This is a genomic window from Virgibacillus subterraneus (assembly GCF_900110695.1).
Lineage (GTDB): Bacteria > Bacillota > Bacilli > Bacillales > Amphibacillaceae > Lentibacillus > Lentibacillus subterraneus.
In genome coordinates, this window is the sequence record NZ_FOEH01000001.1 from 361,680 (window position 1) to 374,354 (window position 12,675).

The window sequence follows — 12,675 nt, forward strand, 5'->3', positions numbered from 1 at the left end:
TATTTTTTTTGATTTATAGTTCTTTAATGAGAACAACAGCTTTGGTGTAATCGATAAGGAGGCCCCCAATGAGTGCAATAACGGGAATTTTTCATGCTAACAGAGGTCCTATTCCAGTTGACCATATCGATAGCCTAATGAAGTCCCTCTTACAATATCCCTCCGACAATATTAATACATGGAAAAACGATAATATATTCCTGGGGTGCCATGCCCAGTGGATAACACCAGAGTCAATAGGCGAGCTACTGCCATATTATGATTATGAAAGACAGCTAGCAATTACAGCTGATGCCATTATCGATAATCGGGATGAATTGTTCAATATGCTACAGGTTGATCAAGAACAAAGGAAGTCAATGCCCGATAGCAAATTAATTCTGTTGGCGTATTATAAATGGGGAGAAGAAGCACCAAAGAAGCTGCTCGGTGATTTTGCATTCATGATATGGGATGAAAAAGAACATAAGTTATTTGGTGCAAGAGATTTTTCAGGTGCAAGGACTCTGTATTATTACCGTAACGACAGCAGGTTTGCCTTTTCTACAACGATAGAACCATTATTCACATTGCCGTATGTAAATAAAGAATTGAATGAACAGTGGCTTGCTGAATTTATAGCAATCCCAACGATGGTCGAAGCGGTTGATATGTTTTCGACGGTTTACAAGTCCATCCAACAGATTCCACCTTCACATTGTATAACGGTTAAGGATGGAAAGGTTTCGCTGTCAAGATATTGCACGGTCGAAGTGAATGAAACACTCAGGCTTAATTCCAACGCAGAGTATGAGGAAGCATTTCGCGATGTATTTCAAAAGTCAGTAAAGGCAAGGGTTCGTACACATGGAGAGGTTGGATCACATTTAAGTGGCGGATTAGATTCTGGTTCTGTAGTCAGTTTTGCAGCACCGGTGCTTAAAAAGGAAAATAAACGATTACATACTTTTAGTTATGTTCCCGAAGGTTCTTTTGACGATTGGACTCCTAATTACTATGTAGCAAATGAAAGTCCGTATATAAAGGAAACTGTAAATCATGTAGGTAATATATCGGATAACTATTTAAGTTTCGATGGCAAAAGCCCTTTATCAGAAGTCGATAATTTTCTCGAAATTATGGAGATGCCTTATAAGTTCTTTGAAAATGCTTTTTGGTTAAAAGGAATAAATGAACATGCCCAGAAAAACGGGGTAAAAATGATGCTAAACGGGGCAAGAGGAAACCACTCTATTTCGTGGGGGTCCATGAAATTAACGTATGATTATTATACAGATATGTTTAAGAAGTTAAGTTGGATCAGCCTTTATAACGAATTAGATGCATACTGTACTAATTATAATACTGGGAAGTCCGTTGTTGCTCCTTTTATTGTTCAAAGAGCACTGCGGTCATTAGTTACAAAAAAGAAACAACAGCATGATTACTTCCCCGCATTTATTAGTCCATCATTGGCAGAAGAGACGAATGTATTTGAAAAGCTTAAAGCTAATGGCTTCAGCTTGAACAGTAACCTTACTAATCTAACTGAATATAGAAATAATTATTATAAGCAGCTATTTACTTGGAATAAAAGTGGGGTGGCTGAAACAAAACTGTCTTTACGATATGGAATATGGAATCGTGACCCAACCAACGATCTAAACGTCATTCGTTTTTGCCTAGCGCTACCAAATGAACAGTATGTAACAGGTGGTATGGAAAGATCGATCATTCGGCGGTCTATGAAAGGTTTCCTGCCAGATGAGGTAAGGCTGAACCAAAGAAAACGCGGCATACAGGGAGCAGATATCGTCCACCGAATGAAATCTGATTGGAATGGTTTTATTTATGAACTACATGAGCTTTCTAAAGACAGTAAAGTTAACGAGTTTATAAACGGGAGGATAATTAAAGAAGCATTATCAAATATAGGGACTGAGCCAAAGCAAGAATTACTGTTTGATGCAAATTTTAAATTGTTGACGCGAAGTTTGATCGTTTCCCGTTTTATTAAACGTTTTCGCTAAGAAGGAGGTGATAACGTGAAAAAAGTATGGAAACAACCAATGCTTGAGGTGCTCGACGTTAGCATGACCCTGAATGGACCAGGAAACGCAAATGCTGATTGTTTTGATGTTTCGGATGGGAAAGAGGAAACACATGAAGGAAGGTCAAACGCAAGCTGTTTGGGTAGCTAAGCGCACTACTTAAGAAAGTCGGCCCTTATACCAAAACTGAGGTATAAGGGCCGCCATAAAAATGGGGGAACTCACATGATGATTAACACGTTAAAAAAATTCACATACAGAGCTTTTGGCTTAAGCATTTTCAGTGAATTTTTTTTACCGGAATTGCCACAAATAGACATGGAAGAACATTTGGCCAGTGTGAAGGTTCATAAAGCTGATTTAACAGAGCTGTGGTCTGAATTTTCCATGCCAGATAGATATTTTGTGGTGGAGAAGGACTTTATTATGTTTCATGTGCCAGACACCGCTATTTATTTAGTTAAAAATGGGCGGGAGATCTTCGTTTCACCTATCAAAGGTTCAGAGGAAGATCAAATACGTCTCTATATTCTCGGCACCTGCATGGGGGCATTACTCATGCAAAGAATGGTTCTCCCATTACACGGCAGTGCACTAGTGATCGATGGAAAGGCGTATGCAATTGTTGGTGATTCTGGTGCTGGAAAATCAACACTTGCCTCAGCGTTATTAAAGCGGGGCTACCAGCTTTTAAGTGATGACGTAATTCCAGTAACTCTTTCTGAAAAGAATGTCCCAATCGTTACCCCAGCATATCCACAGCAGAAATTGTGGCAGGAGAGTCTGGATCAGTTTGGAATTGATTCAAAACAACTTCGGCCAATAATAGATAGAGAGACTAAATTCGCAGTTCCAGTTCGTGATCAGTTTGCTGGAGAGTCAGTCCCTTTAGCAGGTGTTTTTGAACTGATCAGATCAGATGTTAATGAGATTGAGGTTGCTCCAATTCAGAAACTGGAACGGTTCCATGCATTGTTTCACCATACATATCGAAACTTCCTTGTTTCTCGTTCAGGGATGATGGATTGGCACTTCAGTACTTCTGCAAGCATGGTCAATAAAATAGATTTTCATCGGTTAATTCGGCCGACTTCCCATTTTACAGCCGATAAGTTAGCGGACTTCATTTTAACTAGAGTTAAGAAGGAGGAGATTGTATGATTAAACACCAAAGCCTTTCAGTTCAACATATGGTTAGTCAAAAAGAAGGGAACATCGTCAGTGATATGGATGGAGAAAAAGTGATGCTGAGCATTCACAATGGTAAGTATTATAACTTGGGCGAAATGGGCGGTGAAATATGGGAGTTACTTGAAGTGCCAATCACCGTCCAAAACCTAATTACTATCTTAACCGAGCAGTATGATGTCGAACATAGTGAATGTGAAGAGCAGGTCCTGTCTTTTTTAACCCTTTTAGTAGAGGAAGGCATAGTGGACGCAGCCTAATTAAGAAAGGAACGACCCTTATGAAAAAGTTAGGTGTTTTTTTAAAATTAAATAGACAGTCGAAGCTGCTCTTATTTGAATCATATTTTTATTTAGGATGGGGGCGTATTCTCAAAGCCCTTCCATTTGCGAAAGTTGCACCTTCACTGGGAGATATTATGGGTGAGACACCGTTTACGCTGCAGACAGATAATAAAGCTCTCCTGGCACATATATCCCAGACTATACAAATCACAAGCCGTTACACGTTATGGGAAAGTCAGTGTCTTGTTCAAGCAATTGCTGCAATGAAAATGCTGGAAAGAAGGAAAATCGAAAGCACGCTTTATCTGGGGACTGCCAAGGATGACACCGGCCAATTAATCGCACATGCATGGCTTCGAAGTGGTCCTTTTTACATTACGGGCTCGGAAGGAATGGAACGCTTTACTGTAATCAGTAAGTTTGCCAAAAGTGTTTGAGCAGGGAGGGTAACTACCAATGGTTAATAAGTTCAAGCTTGATCTCACAGCTATACCAAAAGAATTACAGCTTATTTTTATGCTGCTGAAGAGTGATTCACCTGCTCACCTTAAAACACAATATTTTGAACTGCTAACAGATATCGATTGGGATCAGTTCATTGATTTAACGATGCACCACCGTGTCTATCCGGTGTTAAGTCCAAAGTTAAAACAGATGGATGACGATATAATTCCCCTTTTTGTAAAAAAATTCCTCAATAAGCAATATAAACGAAATACGTTTCAGATGCTTTATTTAAGTGGTGAAATGGAGCGGGTAGGTAGGATGTTTGCTGACGACCACATTCCACTGATTTTCCTGAAAGGGCCTGTTCTTGCGCATGAGCTATACGGAGATATTTCGCTTCGTACTTCGAGTGACTTGGATATGCTGATTCCGATCAATCAACTTGAAAAGGCTGAAACGCTACTTACAGAACAAGGGTATCAAAAGGATGATTATATTCAAACGGTGCTGAATGACTGGAAGTGGCGGCATCATCATGTTACCTATTTTCACCCGCAAAAGAAGATTAAACTTGAAGTACATTGGAGGCTGAATCCTGGACCCGGAAAGGAACCGAGTTTTAATGACTTGTGGAAGCGAAAGTGCATTAGTAATCTTACCAGCTTTCCAGTTCATGTTCTCAGTAAAGAAGACATGTTTTTATTCCTTGTGTCTCACGGGGCACGCCATGGCTGGTCCCGTATGCGGTGGCTGCTCGATATTCGTGAATTACTCCATCAGCAAATGGATTGGCAGCTAACCAAACGTTTATTAAAAAAATACCAACTATATCAAACTGCAGGGCAACCGTTAATTTTAGTAGAACAGCTGCTAGATAAAAAGCTTACTAGAGGGATGAAAGCATTAACCAATCATACCTGCCCAAAGGAACTAGCGCAAAAGGCACTATTTTATTATAAACAACAGGTCAACTTACATACGGATCCTGTACCTGAAGCTATTGCCAGCTATCATAAACATTATCTATTTTCGTTAATGAGTACACAGCAAAAATTATTTTTTATGATGAGCTTTCTTTATCCATATCCAGAGGATGAGAGCACATTGCCATTACCAAAGACGTTTCATTTTCTCTATTTTCCGTTGCGCCCATTTTTGTGGGTCTGGAGAAAAACAAGAAAGCATGCTTTACCCTAGGGGGACTTTCAATTGAAACATGTATTTTACTTTTTAAAACAAATTCATGCGTATTCCGGTAAAATCCTGTATATTAACCTCTTTGCAATGATAGGCATAGGGTTGCTTGAAGGGATTGGGATAATTTTATTGATTCCCTTAATTAGTATGAGCGGGATAGTAGATATGGATGCTGGAGGATCGCCATTGTTTAGTATGTTTGGGTTTTTACAGGATATTCCAAGTTCATTTGGTCTGCCGATAATATTAGCGATATTTGTGCTTGTTGTTGTTGGACAAAATGTTATGAACAGGCAGTTAACTGTAAAAAATACAGTTATACAGCAAGGGTTTTTAAGGCATATGCGGATGGAGACTTACCGGACGTTACTTCACGCGAACTGGGATTTTTTCATTAAACAACGAAAATCTGACCTTATCAATATATTAACAGCTGAAATAGCCCGTGCCAGTGCGGGCACATACTCATTTTTACAATTTGCTGCTTCACTTGTTTTCACGTTAATACAGATCGGGCTTGCATTCTGGCTTTCACCAAATATTACGGTATTTGTATTACTTTGTGGATTAGTACTTATCTTTTTTAACCGGAAGTTTCTTAAACGATCGCTTGCTTTAGGGAAAATGAACTTTGAACTGGGAAGAAGTTATCTTTCGGGTATAACCGATCAGGTTAATGGGATTAAGGATATCAAAAGTAATACATTGGAGGATTCGAGGTTAGACTGGTTTGGCTCGATCACGGAAAAGATGCAAAACCAGCAGGTGGATTATACGAGATTGAAATCAACCTCGCAATTATATTATAAAATTGCATCTGCAGTTCTAATTGCTGTATTTATTTATATTGCGGTAACCATGTTTAGCGCGAAGGCAGCGCAACTAATGTTAGTTATCGTCATTTTTTCAAGGCTTTGGCCAAGAGTTGCAGGGATTCAATCTTCAATGGAACAAATTGCAACAACGATCCCATCCTTTAAAGCTGTAAATGCGCTTCAAAATGAATGTGAGATTGCTAGAGAATTTGCGATGGGTGGTAATCAGAATATCCAGTCGCTTGATATTAGAGAAGGCTTGCAATGTGACAGTGTTTATTTCCGATATAACCAAAATGAACCACACTATGCATTACAGAAAATAAACTTAAGCATTCCTTCCAATCAGATGACTGCATTTGTCGGGCGTTCTGGTGCAGGAAAAAGCACATTAGTCGATTTACTGATGGGCCTTAACCAGGCCGAAAAAGGGAAGGTGTTAATTGATGGAGTGCCCTTAACGAGTGACAATCTTCTATCATTAAGGCGGTCGATTAGCTATGTGCCACAGGATCCATTTCTATTTAATACGAGTATAAGAGAAAATTTGTTGTTAGTAGAACCAAACGCGAACGAACAGCAGATGTGGGAAGCTTTGGAATTTTCCTCAGCAGCTGAATTTGTCAACGGACTTCCAGACGGTATTGATACACTGATTGGTGATCGGGGGATTAAGTTATCAGGCGGCGAACGGCAACGTCTTGTATTAGCACGTGCAATTCTGCGCAACCCGTCCATTCTTGTGCTGGATGAAGCGACAAGTGCACTTGATACGGAAAATGAAGCGAAAATCCAGGAAGCATTAGATAGATTAAAAGGGAAGATGACGATTATTGTGATTGCGCACCGTTTGTCGACCATCCGGAATGCGGATCAAGTTGTTGTACTGGAGGAGGGAGAAGTTATCCAAAAGGGCGGTTTTACGGAGCTGGCCAGAGAAAAAAGAAGTACATTCAGCTATTTATTGCGAAATCAGACAGAAGTAACACAATAATGAACATTGGGGCGGGTTATCATTGAAGAAGATTGGAGGCAGGATCTTACTAGGGTCTTTACTTGGTATTTTCATTTTAATTGGTTATATAGTTTGGGATAACAATCGAATCACCCTCACAGAGGAAGATATCGCAATTGATGATATGCCGGAAGAGCTTGATGGATTCCGGATTCTTCAGGTTTCTGACCTGCAGGAAAAAGAATTCGGTAACAATCAGAAGCGCTTGATCGGTGCTATTAATGATATTGACTATGATGCGATTGTTTTCACAGGAGACATTCTCGACAATACAGAAAGCACTAATTACAAGTCCTTTTATTCGATACTTGATGGGATAACGGATAAGGAAAATGCCTGGTTCGTATCAGGGAACGATGACCCCTATAGTTATCAATTTGCCCCTAGCATTGAAAAAAGTGAGTTCATTAAAGGTATGGAACAAAGAGGGGTTGAATTATTAGAGTCTGTTGAAACGGTTAAACTGGAAGAAGCGAATATCCATTTTGTTAACTTCGAGTTGTCGATAATAAGCAGCTCTGAATATGTGGGAACAAGTGAGGGAATCGTCACACCGCCGTATAATTCAAATGAGAACTATCTTACATACCAAAAACAGTTATGGCAGGATATGAAAGTCCTTGATAATGTAGATGAAGCGGATGTGGTAATCGCACTAAACCATTATCCAGTGGCAGATAACCGAATTGATTTTATCCATACTAACGACAAAACAATTTGGAGGGACTATGACCTGATAATGGCAGGACATTATCATGGGGGACAATTTCGACTGCCATTTGTTGGAGCGCTTTTTGTCCCGGAGCCATGGCATAAAAGCAGCTTTTTCCCATCAAATGATCGTGTGAAGGGACTGTGGGAGTATAAACAAACAAAACAATATGTCAGTGCAGGTTTAGGAAGCAGTGATGCATTATCTTTTTTTAAGTTTCGAATGTTCAATCCACCTGAAATCAATCTTTTAACGTTGAATCGGATTCGATGATTAGAAGGTTTGTATTTGCGACGTTGCGATTGATGCAGTAATATAGTACAATATAAGAATTGCAATGTTTGAAATGAGGGTACAAAATGAGTGAAACATCCATTTATGGACTAACATATGAACAATTAACAGACTGGTTAATGGATAATGGTCAACTACGATTCCGTGCCGACCAGGTATGGAACTGGCTTTATAAAAAACGCGTCACAGCGTTCTCTGAGATGAAAAATGTGAACAAGGAAACGATAGCACTTCTGGAAGAGAATTTCGTCCTGCACACATTATCGGAGGAAATCAAGCAAGAATCAGCTGACGGTACGATTAAATACTTATTCAAGCTGTCAGACGGCAATATTATTGAAACGGTGTTAATGCGTTTCAATTATGGTTTATCTGTTTGTGTAACGACACAGGTAGGCTGTAACATTGGATGCACATTTTGTGCGAGTGGTCTATTGAAGAAAAGTCGCGACTTGAATAGTAGCGAGATTGTCGAACAGATCATGAATGTACAGAAGCATCTTGATGAGAAGGATGAAGGTGAGCGCGTTAGTCATATCGTTGTTATGGGAATTGGTGAGCCATTTGATAACTTCACAAATCTTATGGACTTCATTAATGTCGTGAACGATGACAAAGGTCTATGCATTGGTGCAAGACATATCACTGTATCAACAAGTGGTATTGCAAACAAAATATATGAGTGGGCTGATGCTGGCACACAAGTTAACCTTGCCATCTCATTACATGCACCAAATAACGAACTCAGAACACGTATTATGAAAATAAATAAGGCATTTCCAATTGAGAAGCTCATGGATTCTGTCGATTATTACCTGGAAAAAGTAAATCGTCGCATAACGTATGAGTATATCATGCTGAAGGATGTAAATGACCATAAGACAGAAGCAAGACAGCTTGCTAAACTGCTTGGTGATAAGAAGCACCTGACATATGTGAATTTAATTCCATACAATTCAGTTGATGATAATCAATATCAGCGAAGTGATTCAGAAACAATTCAGGCGTTTTATGAAACATTGAAACAAAACGGTATTAATTGTGGTGTTCGCTGGGAAAACGGAGCAGATATTGACGCAGCATGCGGACAGCTCCGAAGCAAACAAATAAAGAAAAACAAAGAAAAGAAAACAGTATAGTGGTTTAGAAAACTTGGCTTGTCGCCATGCTTTTATGGCGAAAGCCTTAGTTGCACTTATGCAGTAAGAAAGGATTTATACTTTCTTATCTGCCAAGCAAAAAACCAATCGTCATTATCAGGCGATTGGTTTTTTCATGCAGTTAAGAATGTATCATTTTCTTTAATACGGTAAAGCCATAAAGGAGGATCTATGTCCTAGTCACTTGCTGAATGTTTTCTATGGTAAAGCCGCATACTCCCCAATTCATTCAATATAATAGCGACTATAATCAAAAACGTTCCTAACCATTGTACAAGAGTGATAGATTCGGAGAGAATTATACTTGCCGATATAATAGCCACTGGTAATTCAAATGAACTCAGAATATTTACGAGACCACCTGAAATCAAATGCGCTCCAAGCGCGAAAAATAATGGAGGCATAACGGATCCGAATAAGGCAACCCCCGCAGTTACTATCCATAAAGACCCATCTGTCACAGGTATAGATGGTATATCCTTTATAAAAATCAGGATTACCAGCACAGTCGATCCTGTAACCATCAATGAACTACGAACCCATGGATCAACCTCAATTGCCACTTTACCACTGAAATTTATAAATCCTGCATATGTAAATGCCGCAAGAATCCCAAATACAAATCCCATCGCAGGCAACTTTTCCAGACTGCCATTTAGAATATTTGAGGCAAAAAACACGCCTATTAATATCAGTGCCATTGCCAATAATGTTACTAGGCTTGGTGTTACTTTACTAAGAATCCATTCAAACAGGATACCAATCCAAACGAATTGAAATAATAATATAATTGCTAATGAAGCAGGAAGGTATATCATCGAACCATAGTAAAATATGCTCGTTAGTCCAACAAATGAGCCTGTTATCATAATTTGTTTAATGTTCTTTTTGTTTAATCCCCTGAATGAAGAGCGCTTTGCTATGACGATGCCCCACAGTAAAACAAGGGATATAAGCATTTGAACAATATTAATTTGCCCGAGTGTATAGTGAATCCTAGTTTGGCAAAAACCGGAGTGAATCCAAAACTGCCTGCACCTATTAATACAAAGAAAATACCCTTCTTATCGCCCATCTATTTCCGCCTCCTACTATTAAGCATAACAAGGATAACATAGATGGTTGATTCTTAGCCGATGGAAGCCTTCATGAATAATAAATGCATCTTTCATGTAATCTATAAATGTATGAATAGGGTCAATGCAGGAAAGAATGCTAGTATCATATTTTTCATACTTTACTATCCAATATCCATTAGAAGAGAGTATGAGTAAGGGGTAAGCCATGCTGGAAACAATAAAAGAATTACTTATCATTCTAGGTAGGATTGTTACTATTTTGCCATTATTACTCTTTGTAACAATTTTTATGGGTAAACGTGCGATAGGGGAATTACCAATATTTGATTTTCTAATTATCGTCACTTTGGGTGCGGTAGTGGGGGCTGACATAGCAGATCCGAATATACACCATCTTCCAACTGCGTTTGCAATTATTGCTATCGCTATACTTCAAAAAATCGTAGCTAAATGGAAAATATCCAATCGAAAAATTGGAAAACTACTGACATTTGAACCAACCATCGTTATCCAAAATGGCAAACTGTTACATAAAAACATGAAACAGATGCGTTATTCCATTGACAATATCCTGCAGATGCTCAGAGAGAAGAGTGTATTTGATTTAAACGAAGTTGAGACGGCAATCATTGAAGCGAATGGATCACTAAGTGTTTTGAAAAAAGCATCCAATCATTCAGTTACTGCACAAGATTTGGGCATAGTCAAAACAACCTCATCAATAACCTTTCCTGTTATCGTAGAGGGAAATATATATACTAATGTGCTGTACAGTCTTAAATTGGATGAAAGCTGGTTGATGGAGCAATTAGCCAGTAGGAATATTGACAACTTAGATGACGTTTTTTATGCCTCCATTAATTATCAGCACGAGCTTCAGATTTCACTAATGGAGGAACAGGGGACAGAAGTTCCCCCTATTCGACATTAGGTTGTCACTCAGAATACCTCACAGACAATGGAAGATCATTCATTCCATTCTTCACTGACACAAGATTTTTACCAAGTTCCTTTGATCGTAGTAATAAGTGATCTGCATAAATATAACCCTTTTCAATAGATAGAAACTCACTAGTTTTATAGAAATATAATCCAAATGAAGCTGTGTATGAAATGGATACGTTTTTTGAATGAAATTCCGCATGTACCGGGCTATTCACTACACCATCTCGCATCTGTTCAACGAGTACCGAGCATTCTTCAAATGTTCTATTTCTTAGGAAAATCGTAAATTCTTCACCACCTGTTCTGAACAGGAAGTCTTCGTCGTTTAGGTACCTGTGCAAAGTGGTAGCAAAACTCTGAATAACCTTGTCTCCAACAGCGTGATTATAATTATCATTATATTGCTTGAATTTATCTATATCCGCTACAATTATCCCTAGATATTCACCTGATAAATTAAATTCCTTCATTTTTTTATCCATAAAAGCGCGGTTATACACTTCTGTCATAAAGTCTGTATACGCCATTTGTTCAAATTTGTCACGCTCCACTTTATTTTGGATGCTTAGTGATTTATCAACAAAAGAACGACTGACCAGATAGTTTAAGATAAATAGGGCGATAACCATCTGCCAGCTTTCCGCTTGTAAAAATACTAGCAAGAATCCGTTTGAGAATGCTATTTTACCTAAATCTGTTATGCTGCGGCTTTTTATGAAGTCGAATGCTTCTCTAGGAGTGCTTATATCACCAAAAAAGTAGGATATTGTAATTAGGTATATATCCGATAATAGGGCAACAATTAGCGCTAATAGGATAATAAGCAGCCAAAAACCAAAAGGGATGTTTTGAAAACTGGGATAAAAGTAAAAAAATAAATAGAAGACAATTGTGTTGTTAAGTGCAAACGAACCAATATTATAAAATGTATGTAACAATTCATCCGGGTCACCTGTTTTTGTAACTCTTCTAATGATATATACAGTAAAACGATAAAGTGTTTCATAGATAAATAGCCCAATCGGTCCAGCGAACAGAGCAATTGACATACTATAGGAAACACCGTAATCCATATTTAACTTTCCGCTTTTTGAATTCACTCTAAGATGTGTGTAAAGAGTTGAGAAAAGCCAATACAGTACAAGGGCTTTCATATATGTTGAGGTTTCGATTGAAATTGGTCCTGACATAAAAGCCAGAACGAAGGAAGTTAAGAATAGAAATATAATGAAGATTTTGACTCGCAACATAGTATGGCCCCCTTTTTATATGTATAGGACTTACAACCTATATAATAACCTTTATCATATCATAACTAGCTTTTTTATGGCAGTTAAGAAAGTAGAATTTTATAAAAAAGATTAGGGATAATTCAAGTTTCCTCTGTTCATTCATGTGTAAACAATAATGTACACATGAATACAAATTGTTTGCGTATTGCATTCATTACCGTGTACAAGTATACAAAACTGTGTGCATACCGTTATATAAATGATTGCAATATTGAAA

At 38.3% G+C, this 12,675-nt stretch carries 12 protein-coding genes; 10 read left to right on the plus strand and 2 right to left on the minus strand.

Annotated elements, in window-relative coordinates; all coding sequences use genetic code 11:
- Nucleotides 1-68 precede the first annotated feature (68 nt).
- The 9 genes from BMY13_RS01800 (at nucleotide 69) to rlmN (ending at nucleotide 9,121) form a co-directional block, all read left to right on the plus strand.
- Nucleotides 69-2,009 carry an asparagine synthase-related protein gene (locus tag BMY13_RS01800; RefSeq protein ID WP_092502071.1) on the plus strand — a complete coding sequence of 647 codons (1,941 nt, stop codon included), beginning with the start codon at nucleotides 69-71 and terminating at the stop codon, nucleotides 2,007-2,009.
- Nucleotides 2,010-2,024: 15 nt separating this feature from the next.
- Nucleotides 2,025-2,180 carry a paeninodin family lasso peptide gene (locus tag BMY13_RS19120; RefSeq protein WP_139180752.1) on the plus strand — a complete coding sequence of 52 codons (156 nt, stop codon included), beginning with the start codon at nucleotides 2,025-2,027 and terminating at the stop codon, nucleotides 2,178-2,180.
- Nucleotides 2,181-2,258: 78 nt separating this feature from the next.
- Nucleotides 2,259-3,191 (plus strand): HPr kinase/phosphorylase, encoded by a 933-nt coding sequence (locus tag BMY13_RS01805; RefSeq protein WP_092503393.1) that lies wholly within the window; start codon nucleotides 2,259-2,261, stop codon nucleotides 3,189-3,191.
- Nucleotides 3,188-3,478, plus strand: coding sequence for a lasso peptide biosynthesis PqqD family chaperone (locus BMY13_RS01810; RefSeq protein WP_092491307.1), 291 nt, complete (start codon nucleotides 3,188-3,190; stop codon nucleotides 3,476-3,478). Before BMY13_RS01805 ends, BMY13_RS01810 begins: the two co-directional genes overlap by 4 nt.
- A 20-nt stretch (nucleotides 3,479-3,498) precedes the next feature.
- A complete protein-coding gene (locus tag BMY13_RS01815) occupies nucleotides 3,499-3,939 on the plus strand; it encodes a lasso peptide biosynthesis B2 protein (protein ID WP_092502073.1) in 441 nt (146 codons plus the stop codon).
- A 19-nt stretch (nucleotides 3,940-3,958) separates the two neighbouring features.
- On the plus strand, nucleotides 3,959-5,146 hold the full coding sequence (locus BMY13_RS01820; protein ID WP_092502075.1) for a nucleotidyltransferase domain-containing protein: 1,188 nt from the start codon (nucleotides 3,959-3,961) through the stop codon (nucleotides 5,144-5,146).
- A 12-nt stretch (nucleotides 5,147-5,158) separates the two neighbouring features.
- Entirely contained in the window at nucleotides 5,159-6,955 is a 1,797-nt protein-coding gene (locus BMY13_RS01825) for an ABC transporter ATP-binding protein (protein ID WP_092502077.1), read from the plus strand.
- A 22-nt stretch (nucleotides 6,956-6,977) separates the two neighbouring features.
- Entirely contained in the window at nucleotides 6,978-7,961 is a 984-nt protein-coding gene (locus tag BMY13_RS01830; RefSeq protein ID WP_092502079.1) for a metallophosphoesterase, read from the plus strand.
- 86 nt (nucleotides 7,962-8,047) lie between these two features.
- Entirely contained in the window at nucleotides 8,048-9,121 is a 1,074-nt protein-coding gene (gene rlmN / locus BMY13_RS01835) for a dual-specificity RNA methyltransferase RlmN (RefSeq protein ID WP_092502081.1), read from the plus strand.
- A gap of 197 nt (nucleotides 9,122-9,318) precedes the next feature.
- On the opposite strand, the gene BMY13_RS01840 is transcribed toward rlmN, so the two are convergent.
- Nucleotides 9,319-10,101 carry an EamA family transporter gene (locus tag BMY13_RS01840; RefSeq protein WP_342728149.1) on the minus strand — a complete coding sequence of 261 codons (783 nt, stop codon included), beginning with the start codon at nucleotides 10,099-10,101 and terminating at the stop codon, nucleotides 9,319-9,321.
- A gap of 325 nt (nucleotides 10,102-10,426) precedes the next feature.
- Here BMY13_RS01840 and BMY13_RS01845 point away from each other — a divergent pair, with 325 nt between their 5' ends.
- On the plus strand, nucleotides 10,427-11,152 hold the full coding sequence (locus BMY13_RS01845) for a DUF421 domain-containing protein (RefSeq protein WP_092491314.1): 726 nt from the start codon (nucleotides 10,427-10,429) through the stop codon (nucleotides 11,150-11,152).
- A 4-nt stretch (nucleotides 11,153-11,156) separates the two neighbouring features.
- Here BMY13_RS01845 and BMY13_RS01850 read toward each other — a convergent pair whose 3' ends face one another.
- Nucleotides 11,157-12,416: a GGDEF domain-containing protein gene (locus BMY13_RS01850; protein WP_092491315.1), complete on the minus strand. Its 1,260-nt coding sequence runs from the start codon at nucleotides 12,414-12,416 to the stop codon at nucleotides 11,157-11,159.
- Nucleotides 12,417-12,675 lie beyond the last annotated feature (259 nt).

Excerpts from the sequence above, each read along its gene's own strand:
- BMY13_RS01800 (WP_092502071.1), top strand. The coding sequence starts at position 69 with ATGAGTGCAATAACGGGAATTTTTCATGCTAACAGAGGTCCTATTCCA.
- BMY13_RS01805 (WP_092503393.1), top strand. The coding sequence starts at position 2,259 with ATGATTAACACGTTAAAAAAATTCACATACAGAGCTTTTGGCTTAAGC.
- BMY13_RS01810 (WP_092491307.1), top strand. The coding sequence starts at position 3,188 with ATGATTAAACACCAAAGCCTTTCAGTTCAACATATGGTTAGTCAAAAA.
- BMY13_RS01815 (WP_092502073.1), top strand. The coding sequence starts at position 3,499 with ATGAAAAAGTTAGGTGTTTTTTTAAAATTAAATAGACAGTCGAAGCTG.
- BMY13_RS01820 (WP_092502075.1), top strand. The coding sequence starts at position 3,959 with ATGGTTAATAAGTTCAAGCTTGATCTCACAGCTATACCAAAAGAATTA.
- rlmN (WP_092502081.1), top strand. The coding sequence starts at position 8,048 with ATGAGTGAAACATCCATTTATGGACTAACATATGAACAATTAACAGAC.
- BMY13_RS01840 (WP_342728149.1), bottom strand. The coding sequence starts at position 10,101 with ATGCTTATATCCCTTGTTTTACTGTGGGGCATCGTCATAGCAAAGCGC.
- BMY13_RS01845 (WP_092491314.1), top strand. The coding sequence starts at position 10,427 with ATGCTGGAAACAATAAAAGAATTACTTATCATTCTAGGTAGGATTGTT.
- BMY13_RS01850 (WP_092491315.1), bottom strand. The coding sequence starts at position 12,416 with ATGTTGCGAGTCAAAATCTTCATTATATTTCTATTCTTAACTTCCTTC.